Raw genomic sequence first — 21,693 nt, forward strand, 5'->3', positions numbered from 1 at the left:
GAATATATAATTATACAGTTTTTATTTTTAATATTTAAAATCATTGGCCTTAAATTATCAATTGTACTTTCTGGTAATATTTTTAGATTTTTTGGGCCTTTATTTAGATCAAAAAAAACAATTATAAAAAATCTTTCTATTGCCATGCCTAATATTAGCCACGAGGAAATAAAAAAAATTTCAAATGGTATGTGGACTTATTATGGGAAAATATTTGCAGAATATTCTTTTATTAAAAAATTTAGAAATGATTTAAATGATAAAAATATAGAAATTAAAGGTAAAGAAATTTTGAAAGAGATCACAGAAAAAGGAAATCCTGTAATTTTTGTATCTGCACATTTTGACAATTTTGAATTAATGGCAATGTATCTAGAAAAATCAAATGTTGATATTGCAGCGATTTATAGACCTTTAAATAATTATATTTTGAATTCAACTATGGAAAAGATAAGAAAAAAATATATTTGTAAAAATCAAATAAAGAAAGGATTATCTAGTGTTCGATCTCTCATAAGATTATTTAAAAATGGATCATCAATTGCTTTGATGATTGACCAAAGAGTATCAGAAGGTGTCCATATAAATTTTTTTGGTAAAAAGGCTTACACTACTTCAATCCCAGCTCAATTTGTAAAAAAATTCAAATGTAAAATTGTTCCTATATATATTGAAAGACAGCAAAATGATAAATTTTATTTAGAAATTTTTAATCCTTTAAAATTTAATGAAGATAAAACTATAGAAGAGATAACTGCTTCATTAAATACATGGCTTGAAAAAATGATATTAAAAAATCCCTCACAATGGATTTGGTCACACAATAGGTGGAAATGAATTACTCTTCTTGTTCCCTTTTTTTAGATGCTTCCACATAGGAAAAATAAGCTTCCTGCAACTCAACATTCCAGTATTGTAAATCATCAAGTGCTATCTTTTTGCCAGAAATACTACAAATAACATGATCTCCATTTTCAATTATTTCAAAATTGTTTGGTAAATATTTTAATTTTGCTAATTTTTTAAACATTTTTAGTTTATATATTATTTTATGAAATTTGGAATAATCGGTAGTGGAGGCAGAGAGCATGCAATATGCTATAGTTTAAAAAAAAATCCTAACAATCAAGTATTTTGTTTTCCTGGAAATGCTGGGACTGAATCAATCTCAACTAATGTAAATATTGATATAAATAATTTTCAAAAATTAAAAGATTATATTAAAGAAAAAAAAATCGATATAGTTATTATAGGTCCGGAAAAACCTTTAGTAGATGGTCTTACTGATTATTTAGAAGAAAATAATATTAAAGTTTTTGGTCCAAACAAAATAGCTTCTCAACTTGAAGGATCAAAAATATTTACTAAAAAAATATGTGAAGAGTACAATATTCCAACAGCAAAATTTGGAATTTTTAAATCTGTAGAGGAGTCTAAAATATTCATAAAAAATTCAAGTTTGCCTATAGTTATAAAAGCTGACGGATTAGCTTCAGGTAAAGGTGTTTATATTTCAGAAACAATTGAAGATGCTTTTAAAGCAGTAGATGAAATATTTGGTGGAAAGTTTGGAGTTTCAAATAATATCCTTATTGAAGAATTTCTAGATGGAGAGGAAATGAGTTTTTTTATTATTTCGGATGGAAATAATATTGCTGAATTTGAAACAGCTCAAGATCATAAGCGTGTTTTAGAGGGAGATAGAGGAAAAAATACAGGTGGTATGGGTGCATATTGTCCATCAAGACTTATTACTCCAGTATTGAAAGAAAAAATTATTAATAAGATTATTAATCCAACTCTTAAAGCTTTGAAAAATTTAAACACTCAATATAAAGGTTTTTTATATGCTGGTTTAATGATCAAAAATGATGAACCCTATTTAATCGAATACAATGTGAGAATGGGAGATCCTGAGTGTCAAACTATTTTACCTAAACTAAAAACTGATTTTTCTAAAATAATAGATGCATGTTGTAAGAAAAATTTAGATAAAATTAATATTGAATGGGAAACAAAAAAAAGCATGTGCATTGTGGTATGCTCAAAAGGCTATCCTGGTGAATTCAAAAAAAATATAGCAATTAAGAATCTAGACAAATTAACTGTAGATCAAAGTAATATTATTTTTCATGCTGGTACAATTAAAAAAAATACTGATATTTTTTCAAACGGTGGACGGGTTTTAAATTTTATAAATTTATCTGAAGATTTTTTTGAAGCTAGAAAAAAAATCATAAAGAATATTAAAACTTTAAGTTGGCAAGAGGGTTTTTTCAGAAGTGATATTGGTCACAGAGTCATTAAAGAATGAGAATTATATCAGGTAAATTTAAAGGAAAAAAAATATTACAACCTAATGATAACCTCACAAGGCCTTTAAAAGATTTAACAAAAGAGTCTATTTTTAATATTCTTAGTCATTCTAATAAATTTGATATACGAATTAAAAACTCAAAAGTTTTAGACTTGTTTGCAGGAACTGGATCCTTTGGTTTAGAAACTTTATCTAGAGAAGCTTCGTTTGTTACTTTTGTTGAAAATTACACTAACATTATAAATGTTTTAAAAAAAAATATTCTTAGTTGTAAAGTAGATGATGCATGTGAAATTATTCAAAAAGAGATTAATGTCGAATTTAATTTCGAAAGATTAATGAAATATGAAATTATTTTTTTCGACCCACCGTACAAAGAAAATAATATTAACTTAATTTTAGATAAACTACTTGATGCAAATATTCTTAAAAAGAATGGTCTAATAATTATGCATCGACACAAAAAAACACAAGATTTAATTCCAAAAAAATTAAAAATCTTAGAAGAAAAAAGTTATGGAATTTCTAAAATTTTATTTTTGTCTTTGTCATAGAAAAAATTTTAGAAGTTTCTTTTTTTATCAATTCTACAGATGGTTGGTCGAAAGGATTAACTTTTAATGCTCTACCTAAGATTATAGTTTCAAAAATAAAAAAACTAAATAACTCCCCTAGAGTTTCTTCATTTCTTACAGCAATATCAAAAGATCTGAACGGAATATTTCTTTTAATGAAAATATTTTCAGTTGCTTTTTTTTGTATTGATTTAATTTGATTTAAATCAAACGATTTTAAATAATTAAATCTACTCATTAAAATTTGTCTTTTTGGTTTTATATTTGTTTTTTCCATGGAAGAAAAAAAAGTAAAAAAATTATTTTTAAATCCATCCAAGTATAATTGCATAACACTATGATTATCCTTAGGCATATTAGAAATAGTTGGAAGTATCCCTTTATTTTTTTTTCCTAAACTTTCAGAAACTAATTGCTGATACCATTTAAATAAATTTTCAGACTTTTCGTCATAATTAATTATTATCGAATTATATTTTTTCTTCTTTACAAAAAAGAGTATCGAATTAACACTGTCAATTAATGAGTCTATAAAGTGATTATTTTTCACTATATGATTAAATCTTCTAAATTTTTTTGGATCTAATCCCATTATTTCCGCTGGGAGCATTCCAACTTCTGACAATACTGAGTATCTTCCCCCAATAAAGTTATTATGATTAACAATTTCGGCTTTTAACTCTTGAGCTAAATCTCTTAAATAATTTTTTTTATTTTCTGTTAATATTAAATTTTTGTCATTTTTATTAATATAAGCAGCTGAACTAGCTATAGTTTCTAAAGTATTTCCAGATTTAGAAATAATTATGTTAAAAAACTTTTTACTTTGAAAAGATGTTTTTTTATTAAGGTTATCAATAAAAATTATTTTTTTTTTAATTTTATTCTCAAGGAAACTATTTATAGCCTGTGATCCTAAGATAGACCCTCCTATGCCAAATATTCTAGTTTCTCTTCTTGAAATATTTTTTTTAATTGATTGAATATTGTATTGATTTTTGTAAGATTTTTTCATTGAGTTAAAAATCTCACTCTTTTCCTTAATTAAATTAATAAAATTTTTTTTCTTAAACTTATTTATCTTTTTTGAATTAAAACTCTTATAAATTATGTTCTTAGAAAACATTAATTTTCTTTTATTTTTTCTAATATTTTGTTTTTAATTGGCGAGTTATTTTTTTTAGTTTGTTTCTTGGTATTTTTATTTTTTTTTAGAACATTTTCCAAATCAAACTCATTATTATTTTTTTCATCTACTTCATCATTTGGCAATGGAAGTTTGGTGAAATCAGGTGGCAAAACTAAAGGATCTTTTTTTTTTACAAGAAATTCTTCTGAACTTTTGGATTTTTTGTTTCCTTCAAGACCATCTTTTAAACTTTGACAACCATAAATAAATAATAAAAAAATTGTTAAAATAAGATATCTGATAAAATTATTATTCATCTTTTATTAAAAATTCACTTAAAATTAAAATTAGAACACCTACAGTAATCATTATATCAGCAACATTAAATATAAACCAATGAAAATTATTATAATTAAAATCTATAAAATCGACTACGGCACCATAAACTACTCTATCATAAAAATTTCCTAAAGCCCCGCCACAAATCAACAAATAAACATATCTTCTAAAACTTTCTTCTCTAAATGACAGTATTATCAAAAAAGTGATAACTAAAGCAATAATGAAACTTATGAAATTATATATGAGAATATCATCAAAAGCTAAAAGACCAAATGCTATTCCTTGATTCCAAACTAGATTAAAATCTAAAAAACTTGTTACCTCAATATTAAAATTTGGCTTTAAATTATTTTGTTGAAGAATGTAAAATTTTGACAATCTATCTAGCGAAAATAAAAAAAAAAGTGAGATTAAATTAAAAATAAAAATTTTTTTAACTTTCATTAATCAGTCCACATTGTGGTCTCTCACATTTTTGAGTTTTCAATTTCCAACAAACTGGACATTTTCCACCTTCAGCTTTTTTTGCAAAGACTTTAATCTCATTATTTGGAATTTGAACTAATTCAGCTGATGATGTAATACACAACTCAGCAAAATCAATGTCATTAAAGTTTTTATAATTTTCTTCATTCAATTCTATTTTTAAGTCTACCTCCAAACTTGAACCAATTTCTTTAGAAGTACGCAATTCTTCAATACTAGAATTACATATTTCTCTAATTCTTTTCAACTCCAGCCATCTTTTATCTAATTCTTCATTTTTAAATTTTTCTGGGATCCTTTTAAAACTTTCTAAATGTATACTTTTCTTTTTCTTTTCTACTAATTTAAAGATTTCCTCTGTTGTAAAAGAGAGTATAGGGGCAAACCATCTTATTAAATTACCTAATATTACATTTAATAACTTAATACACGCTTGTCTTTTATAAGATTCTTTAGGATCACAATAAAGAGTATCTTTCCTTATATCAAAATAAAAAGCTGAAAGATCTACAGTACAAAAGTTTAAAATTTCTTTATATAAATTATGAAAATCATACTTATTAAAGTATTCGTGAAATTTGATGTCTAATAAATATAATTTATTTAACATATATTTTTCTAATTCAGGAAATTTTTCAATATTTAGATCATTTAAATTAATATCTTCGAATTCATCATTTAAGTTGCCTAATAAGTATCTAAAAGTATTTCTAATTTTTCTGTAAGAATCCGCGTGTTGATCTAGAATTGTATAATCTATTCTTAGATCCTCTGCGTAGTTCGATGAGGCGACCCAAATTCTTAAAATATCTGCGCCATATTTTTTTAATATATCTTCAGGAGCAATAACATTGCCTAATGATTTGGACATTTTAAGTCCTTTACCATCAACAACAAATCCATGAGATAATATTGACTCGAATGGTGCTCTTCCTCTTGTTCCACAAGATTCAAGTAAAGATGAGTGAAACCATCCTCTGTGTTGATCAGAACCTTCTAAATACATTGATGCAGGCCATTTTAAATCATCTCTTTTTTCTAAAACAAAAGCGTGTGTCGAACCACTGTCAAACCACACTTCAACAATATCACTAAGTTTTTCATAATCATTTGCTTTATATTTATTTCCTAAAAATCTTTGAGGATCATCTGAGAACCAACAATCTGATCCTTCTTTTTCATAAATACTTGCAATGTTTTCTATTACCTCATCGTCAGCTAAAATTTCTTTTGTTTCTTTGTGAACAAATATTGGAAGAGGAACGCCCCAAACTCTTTGTCTTGAAACACACCAATCTGGTCTAGTTTCAATCATTGATTTTAATCTCTCTTTTCCTTTCTTTGGAAAAAATTCTGTTTCATCAATTGCTTTTAACGCTTTATCTCTTAGCTTATGGCTTTCCATAGATATAAACCATTGTGGAGTAGCACGATGCACTAACGGTGCTTTTGATCTCCATGAATGAGGATAGGAATGAACAAGTTCTCCATTAGATAAAAGTCTTTTATAATTTTTAAGTTTTTCTATTACGACTGAATTTGATTTAAAAATGTGTAATCCCTCAAATTCCTTGACATTTGATGTATATTTTCCATCACCATCAACAGTCTCTATTGCTTTAATTCCATTATTTAAACATAAATTAAAATCATCAGGGCCATGACTTGGAGCGCAATGAACTATTCCAGTCCCCTGTTCTGTAGTAACAAATCTAGCTTCCAACATTGGAATATCATAATCATAACCCATTTCAAAAAATGGGTGATAACAAATAGTGCCATCAAACTCTTTTCCAGAGAAAGTTTTTAATAAATTGAATTTTTCTAAATTACATTCTTTAACAACTGATCCTTGTAAATCTTTTGCTATGATTATCTTTTTTCCTTTAAAATCATTTTCGTCTAAAATTTCAATTAAAACATAATCTAATGCCTGATTATAAGCCAAAGCCTTGTTGGCAGGTATTGTCCAGGGTGTCGTTGTCCAAATTATAATATCTGAATCAACAAGTTCTTTTAATTGAGAACTTTTAACTTTAAACGCAGAATAAATTGTATCTGATTTATGATCTTGATATTCAACTTCAGCATCAGCTAAAGCAGTTTTTTCTACCGTTGACCATAAGACTGGTTTGAAACCTCTATATAAACTTTCTTCTTTTAAAAATTTACCGAGTTCTCTTACAATCTGAGCTTCAGCACTAAAACTCATTGTAGAATAGTAATTTTCCCAATCTCCAATAACGCCTAATCTCTTAAATTGACCTTTGTGGATATCTATCCATTTTTCAGCAAATTCTCTGCATTCTTTTCTAAACTCTACAATTGGAACATCATTTTTATTTTTTTTATTTTTTTTGTATTGTTCTTCTATCTTCCATTCAATTGGTAAACCATGACAATCCCATCCTGGTACATAAATAGAATCTTTTCCATCCATTTGATGAAATTTAACAATGATATCTTTTAAAATTTTATTTAATGCTGTTCCCATATGAATATTACCATTTGCATAAGGAGGACCATCATGAAGAATAAATTTTTCTTTACCTTTACTTGATTTTCGTAATTCATCGTAAAGATTAATCTCTTTCCAATAATCTAACATTTGAGGCTCTCTTGATGGAAGATTGGCCTTCATTGAAAATGCAGTTTTTGGAAGATTAATTTGTGCTTTAGACATAATTTTTCTTTGCTTTAGCTAGATCAATTTTTATTTGTTGTTTTAATTTTTCAATATCAGTAAATTTTTTTTCTTTTCGTATAAATTTTAAAAAATTAACTCTTAAATACTTATTATAAAGATTTCCAGAAAAATTAAATAGATGAACCTCTAATAATAATTTTTTCTGATTAAAAGTAGGTCTATAACCTATGTTGGCTATGCCTTTGTGGATTTTTCTTTTTAACAATACATCTACCGCATAAACACCTAATTTTGGAATTAAAAAATCTTGAATATCAATATTACATGTAGGAAACCCAATCTTCCTACCTAACTGTCTTCCTTTTTCAACTTTACCATCAACAACCCACTTTCTATCCAAAAGTTTATTTGCAAAATCCAATTTTCCATTTTCTAAAGATTTTCTTATAAGAGTAGAGGAAACAATTTTATTATTTATTTTAACTGGCTTAGGTTTAACTAATTGATAATTCAATTCACTTTCAAAGCTTTTTAATTGTTTAACATCTCCTTCCCTATTTTTACCAAATCTAAAATTATCACTTACAAATATGAATTTTGTTTTCAATTTTTTTGAAATTATATTTTTGATAAAATTAATTGAATTAGTAGATGAAAAATTTTTATCAAATTTTTTATTTATTAAAAAATCAATTTTCAAATTTTTCATTAATTCATTTTTTTGTTTTAAGGATGAAATTCTAAAATTTTTCAATTTTTTACTGAAAAACATTTTTGGCATTGGCTCAAAAGTTAATACTCCAATTTTGAGTTTATATCTTTTTTTGTACTTTTGAGCTTCTTTAAAAAGTTTTTTATGTCCTAAATGAACACCATCAAAATTACCAATTAGAAGAATTGAGCCCTTAATATTTTTTGGAATATCAAAATTATTAAAAATTTTCATTTATTCTTACCATGTCAGCTTTGATTGAATATAATTTGGAATCGATTCATATATCTTTGAAACTTTTTCAATACCGCTATTTTCTATTTCTGCTTTATGAATTCCATCTGAAATAATTAAAGAGTCAAAATTTTGTAAATTTGCACCTTTAATATCTGTATTAAGATTATCACCAATACATAATATTTTTTTATCTTTATTATCAATTGCTTGATTGTAAACTTCTGGGTAAGGTTTACCAAAATATATAACTTTGCCTCCCATTTTTTCAAAAACCATTGCTACTGATCCTGCACATAGTTCTCTTTTATTTCCACGATCTACAATTAAATCTGGATTTGTACATATCATTTTTTTTTGAATATATTTTTCTAACAAGTCTTTATAAAAATTTAAATCATCGGATTTATCATCATATAAACCAGTGCATAATATATATTCACTTTCATCTAAATTTTCTTTCTTATTATTTTTAAAGCTTAAAAATAAATCAAAGTCTCTTGGTGGTCCTATGTGAAAAAAATCTTTATCATTAAGATTTTTTTTTAAATAATTTAGGGCTGCTTGACCTGATGTATAAACGTGATCAATTTGTTCAGATTTCATTCCCAATTTTTCTAAGAATTTTTTTACTGTTTTGTTAGGTCTTGGAGCATTAGTTAGCAAAACATAATTTTTTTTAATTTCACTTAATTTAGATAAAACTCCAATAGCTCCTTTGTGAAGTTCGATACCATTATGTACAACGCCCCATAAATCTATGTAGAGTATATCATAATTACTAACTATAGATTTAAGCCCATCTGTGTCTAAATTTTTAGTCATCCTGATTAGATATAACCTTAAAAAGCCTTTTTTTCTAAGTTTTTTGATAATTATGAAGCTGCATAGATCTTGAAATACATAGCCAAATATCTATATGAGCTCCATATTTATTTAAAGGAGAGTTTATGAAATTCAAACCGTTACACGACAGAGTTTTAATAGAAGTTTTAGACAGTAGTGAGAAAACTGCTGGTGGAATTATTATACCAGATTCAGCACAAGAAAAACCTCAAGAAGGTAAAGTTGTAGCTGTTGGTGGTGGTGCAAAAACTGAAGATGGAAAAACTATACCAATGGACGTTAAAGTTGGTGACAAAGTACTTTTTGGTAAGTGGTCAGGCACTGAAGTTAAAATTGACGGTAAAGAATATAGCATAATGAAAGAGTCAGACATTATGGGTATTTCAAGCAAGTAATTAATTATAAAGGAGAAATATAATGGCAAAAGTTGTTAAATTTGATGCTGAAGCAAGAGCAGCAATGATAAGAGGTGTAAATATCTTGGCTGACACTGTTAAAGTAACTTTAGGACCAAAAGGAAGAAATGTAGTTATGGATAAATCTTATGGTGCTCCAAGAATTACTAAAGATGGTGTTTCAGTTGCTAAAGAAATTGACCTAGAAGATAAATTTGAAAACATGGGTGCACAGATGGTTAAGGAAGTTGCTAGTAAAACAAATGATGAAGCTGGTGATGGCACAACTACTGCAACTATTCTTGCACAAGCAATTGTTAAAGAAGGTGTAAAATATGTGACAGCTGGCATGAACCCTATGGATGTAAAAAGAGGGATAGATGCTGCTGTTGAAACAGTTAAAGAAAACTTAGTTGCTTCTGCAAAAAAAGTTAAAGATAGTGATGAGATAGCTCAAGTTGGAACAATATCAGCAAATGGTGATAAAGAAATTGGAACAATGATTGCTAAAGCAATGCAAAAAGTTGGTAACGAAGGTGTTATTACTGTTGAAGAAAACAAAGGTATAGAGACAGAGCTTGATGTAGTTGAAGGTATGCAATTTGATAGAGGTTATCTATCTCCATACTTTATTACAAACAGTGATAAAATGACTACAGAGCTAGATAACCCATTTATTCTTTTACATGAAAAGAAATTAACAAATCTACAACCAATGGTTCCACTTTTAGAGGCTGTTGTGCAAGCTGGAAGACCATTGATGATTATTTCTGAAGATGTTGAGGGTGAAGCTTTGGCAACTTTAGTTGTTAACAAATTAAGAGGTGGTTTAAAAGTTGTAGCAGTTAAAGCTCCAGGATTTGGTGATAGAAGAAAAGCAATGTTAGAAGATATTGCTATCTTAACTGGTGGATCTGTTATCTCTGAAGATTTGGGGATTAAACTTGAAAATGTTAAGTTAGATGATCTTGGTTCATGTAAGAAGGTTAAAGTTGATAAAGACAACAGTACAATTGTAAATGGTGCTGGTAAGAAATCTGACATTGAAGCAAGATGTGGTTCGATCAAACAACAAATAGATGAAACAACATCTGATTATGATAAAGAAAAACTTCAAGAGAGACTTGCTAAATTAGCTGGTGGTGTTGCGGTTATCAAAGTTGGTGGTGCAACAGAAGTTGAGGTTAAAGAGAGAAAAGACAGAGTTGAAGATGCATTAAATGCAACTAGAGCTGCTGTTGAAGAAGGTATCGTAACTGGTGGTGGATGTGCTTTATTATATGCATCAAGAGATCTTAGCAAAGTAAAGGTTAAAGGTGATGACCAAAAAGCTGGTGTGGATCTTGTTAAAAAAGCACTTGAAGCACCTATAAGACAAATTACTAAAAATGCTGGAGTAGATGGTTCAGTTGTAGTTGGTAAATTGTTAGAGCAAAATAAAAAAACTCATGGTTATGACGCTCAAAGCGAAGAGTATTGTGATATGTTTGCAAAAGGTATTATTGATCCTGTCAAAGTTGTTAGAACTGCTTTACAAGATGCAGCTTCCATTTCAGGATTATTAGTAACTACTGAAGCAATGATTGCAGATAAGCCTGAAGAAAAAGATGCTAGTGCAGCTGGTGGAATGCCTGGAGGAATGGGTGGCATGGGTGGCATGGGTGGAATGGGTGGAATGGGAATGTAAGTCCACTACACTCAATAAAAAATTTAAAAGGCCATCATTTATGATGGCCTTTTTTTTAGGTAAAGAATTATGTCTAAAAGATACAGTGGAAAATCATTTAAAGACTCAAGTGTGAAAAAAAAACCAAAATTTACACTTAAAGAAAAGAGGAAATTTAAAAGAGAAAAGTCAAAAAAGTCTAACTAATCTAAATAAATATCAATTATTCAAGCCAGTTATGCACTTTTTTAATGTTTTCAAATCAATTTAAATCAGTATAAGGGCGACACTTTATGAGTAATAATATTAGAAATATCACAATTATCGCCCATGTTGACCATGGAAAGACAACTTTAATTGATAATTTAATGAAACAGAGTGGATCATTCAGAGAGAATGAGGTTGTTGATGAAAGATTAATGGACTCTGGTGAGCTAGAGAAAGAAAGAGGAATTACTATTCTTGCAAAACCAGCTTCTATTAATTGGAAAGAATCAAGAATTAACATAATCGATACGCCAGGTCACAGAGATTTTGCTGCTGAAGTTGAAAGAGTATTAAGTATGGCTGATGGAGCATTGCTTTTAATAGATTCAGCTGAAGGTGTAATGCCTCAAACAAAATTTGTATTAGCAAAAGCTTTGAAACAAGGTCTAAAGCCAATTGTTGTAATTAATAAACTTGATAAGCCTGATCAAAGGGCAAATGAAGTTTTAGATGAAACATTTGATTTATTTGTCAGCTTGGATGCAAATGAAGAACAATTAGATTTTCCAGTACTATATGCGAGCGGTAGATCTGGTTGGGCATCAAAAGAAGTTGATGGACCAAGAGAAAATTTAAAACCACTTTTAGATATGATAGTGGAACATGTTGAGCCTGCAAAGTTAGATAAAACAAAACCATTTGCAATGTTATCTACTCTTCTTTACGCAGATAGTTTTTTAGGAAGAAGTTTAGTTGGAAGAATTGCTCAAGGAACTGCAAAAGCTAACCAAGCTATTAAAGCTTTAAATCTAAAAGGTGAAAAAGTTGACGAAGGCAGATTAACTAAAATTTTTAGATACGAAGGAACCAAAAAAGTGCCAATAGAAGTTGGTGAAGCAGGAGATATTGTTGTAGTTGCAGGTTTAGAAAAAACAAATGTAGCCGATACGATTTGTGATTTAGATGTAAATGAACCAATTGCTGCAACACCTATAGATCCACCAACAATGTCTATAACTATAACAGTTAATACATCTCCATTAGCGGGAACTGAAGGCTCAAAATTAACAAGTACACAAATCAGAGATAGATTAATTCAAGAAGCACAAAATAATGTTGGAATCACCTTTGAAGAAAATGATGGAAATGACTCTTTTATTGTAAGTGGTAGAGGAGAGTTGATGTTGGAGATTTTACTTACTCAAATGAGAAGAGAAGGTTTTGAGATGACTGTAAGTCCACCAAAGGTACTTTATAAAAAAGATGAAAATGGAAATAGATTGGAACCAATAGAGGAAATTACTATGGATTTAGATGAAGAGCATTCTTCAAAAGTAATTGACTCTATGAATAGAAGAAAAGGTAAGTTAATCGAACTTAAGGATACAGGTAAAGATAAAAAAAGATTAATTTTTCATGCACCAACAAGAGGATTGATGGGATACACAAGTAGATTTTTAACTCTTACAAAAGGTAATGGTGTAATTAACAGAATTTTTCATGAATACGGTCCATATGAAGGAGACATGGAAGGTAGAAAAAATGGAGCATTAATTTCCATGGAGCAAGGTAAAGCAGTTGCTTTTGCAATTTTTAACTTACAGGCTAGAGGTGAGATGTTTGTAACACACAACGATCCTGTCTATACTGGCATGATCGTTGGTATGCAACCTAAACCTGGTGATATGATAATAAATGTCATGAAAGGAAAAAAATTAACTAACATGAGAACTCAAGGCACAGATGAAAATGTTGTTCTTACTCCTGTTAGAAAAATGTCAATTGCAGAACAGCTAAGTATGTTGAACAGTGATGAAGCATTAGAGATTACACCTGAGTCTTGTAGGCTAAGAAAAGCTATTCTAGATCCTCATGAAAGAAAAAGAAGCGAAAAAGCTTCAGCAGCTTAATTAAAAATTTTATCTACAATAAATAATCCTAAAGCAACACAAGGTCCAATTCCAAAAGCGTAAATCAGAGTTCCAACTCCTACTGTTCCACCTAAATACCAACCTACTCCAACAGCTGTAATTTCGATGCAACCTCTGACTAAAGCAATGGGTAGATTTGTTTTTTTGGTTAATCCTGTCATTAAACCATCTCTTGGACCTGGACCTAAATTTGCAGTCAAATAAAAACCACTTCCGAGACCAACTAAAAACACACCTAAGATTGCCATAAAATATTGAGAGATAAGATTACTTGGAGAACCTAATAAATGAATTGTTATATCTAACATTATAGCAATAATGATTATGTTCATAATTGTGCCTAGACCAGGTTTTTGCTTTAAAAAAAACCATAATGATAGAACCCCAACACTAATAAAAAATGTAGCTACTCCAATAGAAAGGTCTGTAATAATTGATGCACCTTCTGCCAAAACTGTCCAAGGTGAATTCCCTGTCGTTGAAACTACTAACAAAGCTTCCCCAAAACCAAATAACATCAAACCAAAACATAAATATGAAAATGTTGAAATTTTTGGTTTAAAATTAAATGTTTCTTTCGAACTCCAATCAACTACTGGAATTTTTTTAATAGATAAAAACATTTTTGCTTGATACTTTAAATTTTTTTTTTATTAAAGCTTAATCTTATCATGAAAAAAATAACCTTCATTTTATTGTTTTTTTTAATCTCAAGTAATTCATTTTCTCATATGGGCCACTATAAGAACTTTAATAACATTGAAATGGAAATTTTAAGAAATGGTGAGGTGATTGGATATAATTTTTATTTTTTTAAAAGAGATGGAAATAATACCACTGTAACAAATCAAATTAAATTTACTGTAAAGCTATTTGGCGCAACAGTTTTTGAAGTGGAAGGTTATGGCGAGGAAAAATATAATAAAGATCAACTCATCTCTTACGAATCTAAAACTAGACAAAACAAAAAAAATAAATTTGTTGATCTAAAGTATAATAAGCAAAATAATCAATTTGAAGTGAAAGGCTCTTCTTATACTGGTTTAGCTAGTGATGATAATGTTATTGGAAATTGGTGGAGTCATAAAATACTTCAAGCAAGTTCTCAAATCAGCCCAATATCAGGAAGTATTAAAGAACAAGTTGTAACATTTCTTGGTAAGGAGACAATAACACTTTATGGTAAATCGTATGAAGTTGAGCATTTTAAACTTCAATCAAAAGATATGAGTATACCCGAAGATAAAAGATTAGATTTTGACGTCTGGTACGATAAAGAGAATTCTATCATTAGAAAAGTAACTTATTCAAGAATGGGTGAATGGGAATATAGAGTAAAAGAATTTAATTAGATTTTTTTATTTTATCATAAAGATCATTAGCACTAATCCAGCCCGACTCTAATCTAGAACCAACAAACCAATCTCCACATATCCCAAGTTTTATTTTTTTATCCCAATAGCTTTTTATTTTAAGTGGTTTGGGATTGTATGAATATTTCCATCCATGATTTAAAATATTATTTAACTTTTCTTTCTTAGTATTTGTTAATTCAAAAAATCTATTTATTAAAATATTTGAATTTATTAATTTCATCTTTTTATTTTTATTTATTTTTTTATTTGCCCAATTACTTGTGCTTTGCAAGGTCCAATGATTAAATCTACTTTTAAATCTATTTTTACTGTTCTCTAATGCAGCCCAGCCCAATATAGGATCATCAAAAAAAAAACTGCTAATTTTTTCAAGATTTTTTTTTAATGTAAACATTACAGTTACATTTGCACTCATTTTTATTTTCTTTTTAAGAATACTTTTGTCTTTTAAATATTTAATAGTTAATTTTTTAGATTGTGGATGAGGACAAGTTAAGATTAAATTTTTACAATTTATTTTTTTATTATTTATAAATTCTAACTCCCAATACAAATTTTTTCTTTTTATTTTTTTTAGTTCACTCTCAAAATTACAATTAATATTTTTTATTAAATACTTGCTGATATCATTATTACCATTTGTTCCTATTATTTTTTGATGTTTCTTATTTTCTTTTATTCTATTATTTAAAAAAAGGTGGGTTCCACCCCATTTTTTTAAAATTCCTAATTTAATTAATTTATTAATGAATTTTTTAAATTTGGCTGTTTTCGGAGAAATGTATTGCACTCCATGATCATAACCAATTTTTTTATCAAATCTTTTAAATGAAGATCTTCCACCTGGTCCTCTTGCCTTATCATAAATAACAACTTGATATTTTTTTTTTAATAAATTTGCAATAGTGGAGCCAGATATGCCTGAACCAATTATACAATAATCAATCATTTACCAGCAACAACCATTCCCTCTATCATCATTGTTGGAGAATTTGTTGCATATTCAAACTCTAAATCATTGGCAAGTGTTAGATTTTTAAACATATCTTTTAAATTACCAGCAATTGTAATTTCGTTTACTGGTTCTTTTAAAATTCCATTTTCAATTAAATAACCAGCAGCACCAACAGAGTAATCGCCAGTAATTAAATTTGTACCATGACCAATAGTTTCAGTAATATAAATAGCTTTAGATGAAGAATTTAAAAGATCATCATAACTTGTATTTCCTCTGTCAAAATATAAATTTGTAGAACCACCTGCTCTACCATTAGATTTGATATTTAATTTTTTGCCATTGTAAGTATCAACTAAATAACTTTTTAAAATTCCTTTATCTACTAAACATAATTCATTTGAATGAACACCTTCTCCATCAAAAAGCTGAGATCCTAAACCTTTTTTGATATCAGGCTTATCAATTATTGTGATTTCTTTTGAAAAAATCTCTGAACCAATTTTATCCTTCAAAAACGATGTACCTCTTGCAATTGAAGATGAGGAGATAGCTCCTGCAAATGCACTTAGTATTCCTTTTGCTATTCTTTTATCAAAAATTAGATTTAGCTTTTCACTACCAATTTTTTTAGGACTAAGCTTTTTTATTGTTCTATCTGTTGCTAATTTTGCTAATTCTTCTGGTTTCTTAATTTCATCTAAGTGGCACTTACTTGTATATTCATAATCTCTTTCCATTCCCCCATTATCTTTAGCAACAACTACGCAAGATGAAGAGAATGATGAAGATTTATGTCCACCACTAAATCCGTCACTATTAATTAAGATAAAATTAGATTTGTTCTGTGAAAATCCAGACTCTGTATTTATTACTTTTTTTTCTTCAAAAACCTTTTCTTCCAATTCTTTAAGATATTGAATTTTTTTATCATTCTCAAAACTTGTATCATCGTAAAGTTCTAAATCTAAATTATCTTTAGAATAAAGATCTTTATCCGGTAAGGAGTTAAACTCATCCTCAGGAGTTAATTTTGTAGTTTCTACACACCTTTCAATAAGTGTTTTGAGATTGTCATTTAATAAATTTGAAGATGCTATAGAAGATTTTTTTTTATTTATATAAGTTGTAATACTTGCGACTAAACTATCTGAACGATTAGCCTCATCTAGAATTTTATTTCTAAAGCTTACCGTTTCATCGATAGAATTTGAAACCAAAACTTCACAATCTGTTGCACCAAATTTTTTTGCTAAATCCAAACATTGAGATGCTTTGTCCTCTAAGAAATTTTGATCTTTAACCATAATTAAAGTTGTGTTCCACCAACAGTCATTTGGTCAATTAATATTGAAGGTTGAGCAACACCTACAGGGACTCCTTGTCCTGCTTTTCCACAAGTTCCTATACCTGGATCTAACATCATATCATTACCAACCATTGAAACTTTTCTTAAAATTGATGGCCCATCTCCAATCAAAGTTGCACCTTTAATTGGTGAACCAATTTTCCCATTAACTATTTCATATGCTTCAGTACAGTTAAATACAAATTTTCCAGAGGTGATATCAACTTGACCACCACCAAAACTGACTGCAAATATTCCTTTCTTTACAGAAGATATCATTTCATCCTGAGTATTCTTACCACTCAACATCATGGTATTTCTCATTCTAGGAAGAACAACATGTTTGTAACTTTCTCTTCTACCGCTTCCTGTAGACTTTGTGTTCATCAGTCTAGCATTCAAACGATCTTGCATATAATTTTTTAATATTCCATTTTCAATTAAAACAGTTTTTTCTGTTGGAGTGCCTTCATCATCTATAGTTAAGCTGCCTCTTCTATTGTCAATTGTTCCATCATCTACAATTGTAACACCTTCGCTCGCAACTTTTTCTCCCATTAAATTATGAAATGCAGATGTTTTTTTTCTATTAAAATCTCCTTCTAATCCATGACCAATTGCTTCGTGAATAAGAATTGCAGGCCATCCAGGTCCTAAAACAACAGGCATTTCTCCAGCAGGTGCGGGCTTACTTTCTAAATTTACAGAAGCAATTCTTAAAGCTTCATCACAAACATTTTTCCAATTATTGTCTTTTAAATAAGTATCATATGACTGTCTGCCACCTATACCATATACGCCAGACTCTTTTCTTCCATTTTTCTCCAACATCACAGAAACATTGAACCTAATTAAAGGTCTAACATCATTAAGAGTTTCGCCTCCTGCTCTTATTATTTCTATTGATTTTTGTTCACCACTAAAACTTGCTGTTACTTGTTTGGTGTTAGGATTTTTTGATCTTATATAGTTATTAACATTATTTAAAATTTCTATTTTTGAATTTAAATCTTTTTGCTCTATGGGATTAATATCTTCATAAAATTTCTTGTTAGTTTTTGGTATTGAATGGTTATAGGTTCCATTAATTGATTTAAGGGTGGCTTTTAAATTATCAGAAGATTTTTTAAGAGAATCTTTAGATATTTCATTAGAATGAGAATAAGCAACTACCTCTCCTGAAATTGCCCTAAAACCAAATCCTAGATCTGTTGCATAACTAGAACTTTTTATTTTATTATCGTCTAACAAAATTGACTCTGCTTTTGAGTCTTCTAAATAAAGTTCACCATCATCACATGAATTCAAAGTTTCTGATACAATTTCATCAGCAATATTTTTTGAAATATCTGTATTTTTGAAGAAGTTAGACATATCTGGTATGTAGTTAATTACTTTAATAATTCAACTAATAGATTTAACTCACTTGTAAGTTTTAATAAGAATATTATCTTAAAACTATGAAGGTATATTTCAATAATTCCTGTAAAATCTGTAAAGCTGAAATTGATCTCTATAAAAAAGAAGAATGTAGTGAAATTGATTGGGTGGATATCACAAATAACAAAGTTGCATCTAAAGAAACTAATAAATCTGATAAAGATCTTTTAAGAAGACTGCATGTAAAAGAAGGTGATAAGATAATTGGTGGTGCAGAAGCTTTTTTAATACTGTGGAGTAAAATGCCAAAGTATAGATTTTTATATAAATTTTTTAAACTTCCAATAATTTTTCCAATTTTTAATCTACTTTATGAATTTGTTGCTTTCTTTTTGTATTTAAAAAATAAAAAACAATTAAAAAATTATTGAAAAAAAAATATCAATACTTCACTTAAAAACCACATAGAAATAAAAAACATTATAAAGAAAACAATATACATATAAGTAACTACTTTATTCCTTTTTCTTCTTAATCTTACAAAATCTTTATCATCTAGATCAGAGATATCTCTTTCTCCAATTACGTGATAATCGTAACTCCATCTCCAAAGAGAGTCGCCTAATCTATCATCTAATTTATTGAAATAATCGATCCAGGCTAAAATATATTTAATGATAAAAAATAAAATTAATAATGTAATAAAACTTGCAAACATTAATTTTAATTTTCAGATTTTGATCTCATTCTACCAATTAATTGTGTTAAAGAGTCTACCATCGTGTCAGAGGCTTTAAAAATTTCATTATTTTTGTATTCGTGAGAAAGATTTTTTTCTGGATTAGTTTTGTCTTCAATGACTATCCCCTCATCTGGAGAGTTGTTTTTTATATAAATAAGTAATAACCATTCATCATCTGAAGACTCGTCCCATCTAATAAATATCTCGCCAGTTTCGAACCTTCTATCTATACAACGTAAAATTGACATATGTCTGGTAATGTGTCGCTTATTCAATTGAAAAACCAAACTACTTGCACTCCTATAAAAGCTTTCAAGTGCAAACTCAACTTTTTGTCTTGCTAATGTAAATTCTTTTTCTTTTTGTAATAAAGTTTCTCTATCTTCATCTCCAATTAATTTTACTCCTAGAGCCTCTACTCTTTCTCTAATTTTCTGATCTCTAATTATTCGGTATTTTTCTTTTAATTTATCTATTCTTTGTTGGAGTTCTGCATAATCTTCTCTCTCCTCTTTAAGTGAAATTCTCTCAAGATTTTCAAGCTCCTTAATCTCTCTAATTCTAAATTTTTCAATTTGCTTATCTAATTTTAATTTTTGTAAAAATTGTTTTTGTTTTTCTGCCTGCTCAATTCTGATTAGAGCTTGTTCTTTCCTTAAAAATGCTTTGATATCTCTTGCTCTTTCTTTTTCTAATTTTATTTCATCTTTAATTGCTTGTTTTTTAAGTTTTAATTCTAATGTTGCTTGCTCTTTTTTTCTTTTTTCATCTTCTTTTTTTAAATCTTCTTCTTTTTTTATCTCTTCTAATTGTATTCGTCTTTTCTCATCAGCCCTTAAAGTTTTATAATTTGTAATTGTTAATTCAATTTTATCAAAAAAAGATTGAATATACTTTTCAATATTGATTGAAAAATTGAAATTAAAATTTGGTTTTAATGCAAATTGAAGTCTAACAATTTTTGATACAAAAGTTTCTTTTGGTTTTATTTTAATTTTTCTTAAACTTTTCTTGAAATTTTTAGATTTATTTTTTCTTAAAGTTTTGGGTTTCTTTTTTGAAATTTTTTTACTTTTTTTAATTTTCTTTGCTTTTTTTATTAGAGGTTTTTTTTTGAAATTTCTTCCTTTTCTAGAGATTTTCCCCTTTTTACGTGATTTTTTATTTTTCTTTTTAGATTTTTTCATAAAGAGATTTGATATTTATCAAGTATTTATTGGTAAATATAGTCTCTTGTGACTGGAGTTGAAGTATAATTTTTTGTTAATTGAAATTGATAAACAACCTGGTCACCCCATTTAAATGCTATTTCACAACCTGCAAGATAAAACTCCCACATTCTAAAAAACTTTTCATCAAACATTTTAATAATTTTCTCTTTGTTTTTTAAACAATTCAATTTCCAATTTTTTAGAGTGTAAGAATAGTGAAGTTTCAACACCTCAATATCAGAGACTACTAAACCTGCTTTTTCAACAGGTTTTGTAACCTCACTTAAACTAGGCGTATATCCTCCTGGGAATATATATTTTGTAATCCAAGGATGAGGATCTCTAGGTGGCATTACAGATCCAATTGTATGAATTAAAGAAACTCCATTGTCTTTTAACAATCTTTCAACCTGTTTAAAAAATTTTTTATAAAATTTTCTTCCAACATGTTCAAACATTCCTACACTTACAATTCTATCAAACTTCTCATTTAATTCTCTATAATCGATTAATTTAAATTTTACTTGATTGTCGAGATTTAATTCTTTTGCTTTTTGGGTAGCGTATTTGAGTTGGTTTTCAGATAATGTTATACCAGTAACTTCACAATCGGTTTTTCTTGCAATTTCGAGAGCTAAACCTCCCCAACCACAACCAATATCTAAAACTTTTTGATCTTTTTTAATATTTAATTTTTTAATTATATGTTGAATTTTATTATTTTGAGCAGTTTCTAAATCATCATTCTCGTTTTTAAAATATGCACAAGAATATTGTCTTTTAGGATCTAAAAATAAATCATATAAATCATCAGAAATATCATAATGATGTGAGACATTCATTTTTGATTTTTTTATAAAATTAAAATTTGTTAAATAACGATATGATCCTCTCAATCTATTCGTTAAATAACTGATGTAATTAAATTCATTTCTTCCAATATTCATCAAAGCAATATCTAAAAATTCAGTTACATCTGAATTTTCAATTTGAAGAGTTCCATCTGTGTAAGCTTCACCAAAATATAAATCTGGATTAATTAATAATTTGTAATGTAATTTTTTATCTAATAACTTAATTGTAATTGGTTCTCTTTTTTTTGGTTCACCAATAAAATATTTCTTTTTATCTGCATCGATTAATATAAACCCATCTTTTTTAAAAATTTTATTTAGAAATCTTGCAAGCAACATT

Annotated in this window: 22 protein-coding genes; 8 read left to right on the forward strand and 14 right to left on the reverse strand. The window is 28.0% G+C overall.

Annotated features, from left to right (window positions below; translation table 11 throughout):
• Window positions 1–837, forward strand: an 837-nt coding sequence (locus ACTT90_RS05910; protein ID WP_440937856.1) for a lysophospholipid acyltransferase family protein, incomplete at its 5' end; no start/stop codon positions are given.
• Window position 838: 1 nt separating this feature from the next.
• Here ACTT90_RS05910 and ACTT90_RS05915 read toward each other — a convergent pair.
• Entirely contained in the window at window positions 839–1,030 is a 192-nt protein-coding gene (locus ACTT90_RS05915) for a DUF2093 domain-containing protein (RefSeq protein WP_440937857.1), read from the reverse strand.
• A 21-nt stretch (window positions 1,031–1,051) separates the two neighbouring features.
• Between ACTT90_RS05915 and purD the strand changes: the two genes are divergently transcribed.
• Both purD and rsmD read left to right on the forward strand, forming a co-directional pair.
• On the forward strand, window positions 1,052–2,314 hold the full coding sequence (gene purD, locus ACTT90_RS05920) for a phosphoribosylamine--glycine ligase (protein WP_440937858.1): 1,263 nt from the start codon (window positions 1,052–1,054) through the stop codon (window positions 2,312–2,314).
• On the forward strand, window positions 2,311–2,871 hold the full coding sequence (rsmD, locus tag ACTT90_RS05925) for a 16S rRNA (guanine(966)-N(2))-methyltransferase RsmD (protein ID WP_440937859.1): 561 nt from the start codon (window positions 2,311–2,313) through the stop codon (window positions 2,869–2,871). Before purD ends, rsmD begins: the two co-directional genes overlap by 4 nt.
• Here the strand turns inward: rsmD and ACTT90_RS05930 are convergent.
• The 6 genes from ACTT90_RS05930 to ACTT90_RS05955 all read right to left on the reverse strand — a co-directional run bounded on the left by ACTT90_RS05930 (window position 2,843) and on the right by ACTT90_RS05955 (window position 9,267).
• Entirely contained in the window at window positions 2,843–3,907 is a 1,065-nt protein-coding gene (locus ACTT90_RS05930) for a glucose-6-phosphate isomerase (RefSeq protein WP_440937860.1), read from the reverse strand. The genes rsmD and ACTT90_RS05930 overlap by 29 nt on opposite strands.
• A 110-nt stretch (window positions 3,908–4,017) precedes the next feature.
• Complete coding sequence (locus tag ACTT90_RS05935; RefSeq protein WP_440937861.1) at window positions 4,018–4,338, reverse strand: hypothetical protein; 321 nt, start codon at window positions 4,336–4,338, stop codon at window positions 4,018–4,020.
• Window positions 4,331–4,807: a signal peptidase II gene (lspA, locus tag ACTT90_RS05940; RefSeq protein ID WP_440937862.1), complete on the reverse strand. Its 477-nt coding sequence runs from the start codon at window positions 4,805–4,807 to the stop codon at window positions 4,331–4,333. The genes ACTT90_RS05935 and lspA overlap by 8 nt, the downstream gene beginning before the upstream one ends.
• Window positions 4,797–7,532, reverse strand: coding sequence for an isoleucine--tRNA ligase (gene ileS / locus ACTT90_RS05945; RefSeq protein WP_440937863.1), 2,736 nt, complete (start codon window positions 7,530–7,532; stop codon window positions 4,797–4,799). The genes lspA and ileS overlap by 11 nt, the downstream gene beginning before the upstream one ends.
• The gene (locus tag ACTT90_RS05950; RefSeq protein WP_440937864.1) at window positions 7,525–8,442 is read right to left on the reverse strand and encodes a bifunctional riboflavin kinase/FAD synthetase; all 918 of its coding nucleotides are present in this window, start codon (window positions 8,440–8,442) and stop codon (window positions 7,525–7,527) included. The genes ileS and ACTT90_RS05950 overlap by 8 nt, the downstream gene beginning before the upstream one ends.
• A 6-nt stretch (window positions 8,443–8,448) precedes the next feature.
• Window positions 8,449–9,267: a TIGR01459 family HAD-type hydrolase gene (locus tag ACTT90_RS05955; protein WP_440937865.1), complete on the reverse strand. Its 819-nt coding sequence runs from the start codon at window positions 9,265–9,267 to the stop codon at window positions 8,449–8,451.
• A gap of 125 nt (window positions 9,268–9,392) precedes the next feature.
• Here ACTT90_RS05955 and groES point away from each other — a divergent pair, with 125 nt between their 5' ends.
• The 3 genes from groES (at window position 9,393) to typA (ending at window position 13,466) form a co-directional block, all read left to right on the forward strand.
• A complete protein-coding gene (groES, locus tag ACTT90_RS05960; RefSeq protein WP_014952699.1) occupies window positions 9,393–9,683 on the forward strand; it encodes a co-chaperone GroES in 291 nt (96 codons plus the stop codon).
• A 22-nt stretch (window positions 9,684–9,705) separates the two neighbouring features.
• Entirely contained in the window at window positions 9,706–11,370 is a 1,665-nt protein-coding gene (groL, locus tag ACTT90_RS05965) for a chaperonin GroEL (protein WP_440937866.1), read from the forward strand.
• Between the two features lie 272 nt (window positions 11,371–11,642).
• Window positions 11,643–13,466 carry a translational GTPase TypA gene (typA, locus tag ACTT90_RS05970; protein ID WP_440937867.1) on the forward strand — a complete coding sequence of 608 codons (1,824 nt, stop codon included), beginning with the start codon at window positions 11,643–11,645 and terminating at the stop codon, window positions 13,464–13,466.
• Here typA and yczE read toward each other — a convergent pair.
• The gene (yczE, locus tag ACTT90_RS05975) at window positions 13,463–14,110 is read right to left on the reverse strand and encodes a membrane protein YczE (RefSeq protein WP_440937868.1); all 648 of its coding nucleotides are present in this window, start codon (window positions 14,108–14,110) and stop codon (window positions 13,463–13,465) included. The genes typA and yczE overlap by 4 nt on opposite strands.
• A gap of 48 nt (window positions 14,111–14,158) precedes the next feature.
• On the opposite strand from yczE, the gene ACTT90_RS05980 reads away from it, so the two are divergent.
• Window positions 14,159–14,839, forward strand: a complete 681-nt coding sequence (locus ACTT90_RS05980) for a DUF6134 family protein (protein WP_440937869.1) — start codon at window positions 14,159–14,161, stop codon at window positions 14,837–14,839.
• On the opposite strand, the gene ACTT90_RS05985 is transcribed toward ACTT90_RS05980, so the two are convergent.
• Genes ACTT90_RS05985 through tldD form a run of 3 tightly spaced genes read right to left on the reverse strand, consistent with a single transcriptional unit; the run spans window position 14,832 to window position 18,540 of the window.
• Complete coding sequence (locus tag ACTT90_RS05985; protein ID WP_440937870.1) at window positions 14,832–15,812, reverse strand: NAD(P)-binding protein; 981 nt, start codon at window positions 15,810–15,812, stop codon at window positions 14,832–14,834. The two genes, ACTT90_RS05980 and ACTT90_RS05985, sit on opposite strands and share 8 nt — an antisense overlap.
• Window positions 15,809–17,125 carry a TldD/PmbA family protein gene (locus ACTT90_RS05990; RefSeq protein ID WP_440937871.1) on the reverse strand — a complete coding sequence of 439 codons (1,317 nt, stop codon included), beginning with the start codon at window positions 17,123–17,125 and terminating at the stop codon, window positions 15,809–15,811. The genes ACTT90_RS05985 and ACTT90_RS05990 overlap by 4 nt, the downstream gene beginning before the upstream one ends.
• Before the next feature lie 2 nt (window positions 17,126–17,127).
• Entirely contained in the window at window positions 17,128–18,540 is a 1,413-nt protein-coding gene (gene tldD / locus ACTT90_RS05995; protein WP_440937872.1) for a metalloprotease TldD, read from the reverse strand.
• 86 nt (window positions 18,541–18,626) lie between these two features.
• Here tldD and ACTT90_RS06000 point away from each other — a divergent pair, with 86 nt between their 5' ends.
• Window positions 18,627–18,977 carry a DCC1-like thiol-disulfide oxidoreductase family protein gene (locus ACTT90_RS06000; RefSeq protein ID WP_440937873.1) on the forward strand — a complete coding sequence of 117 codons (351 nt, stop codon included), beginning with the start codon at window positions 18,627–18,629 and terminating at the stop codon, window positions 18,975–18,977.
• Here the strand turns inward: ACTT90_RS06000 and ACTT90_RS06005 are convergent.
• Genes ACTT90_RS06005 through ACTT90_RS06015 form a run of 3 tightly spaced genes read right to left on the reverse strand, consistent with a single transcriptional unit; the run spans window position 18,971 to window position 21,692 of the window.
• Window positions 18,971–19,264: a hypothetical protein gene (locus ACTT90_RS06005; RefSeq protein WP_014952690.1), complete on the reverse strand. Its 294-nt coding sequence runs from the start codon at window positions 19,262–19,264 to the stop codon at window positions 18,971–18,973. The genes ACTT90_RS06000 and ACTT90_RS06005 overlap by 7 nt on opposite strands.
• Before the next feature lie 5 nt (window positions 19,265–19,269).
• On the reverse strand, window positions 19,270–20,475 hold the full coding sequence (locus tag ACTT90_RS06010; protein WP_440937874.1) for a hypothetical protein: 1,206 nt from the start codon (window positions 20,473–20,475) through the stop codon (window positions 19,270–19,272).
• A 26-nt stretch (window positions 20,476–20,501) separates the two neighbouring features.
• Window positions 20,502–21,692 carry a class I SAM-dependent methyltransferase gene (locus tag ACTT90_RS06015; RefSeq protein WP_440937893.1) on the reverse strand — a complete coding sequence of 397 codons (1,191 nt, stop codon included), beginning with the start codon at window positions 21,690–21,692 and terminating at the stop codon, window positions 20,502–20,504.
• Window position 21,693: the final 1 nt, after the last annotated feature.

Source organism: Candidatus Pelagibacter sp. (assembly GCF_052049935.1).
In the GTDB taxonomy this organism is placed as follows: domain Bacteria; phylum Pseudomonadota; class Alphaproteobacteria; order Pelagibacterales; family Pelagibacteraceae; genus Pelagibacter.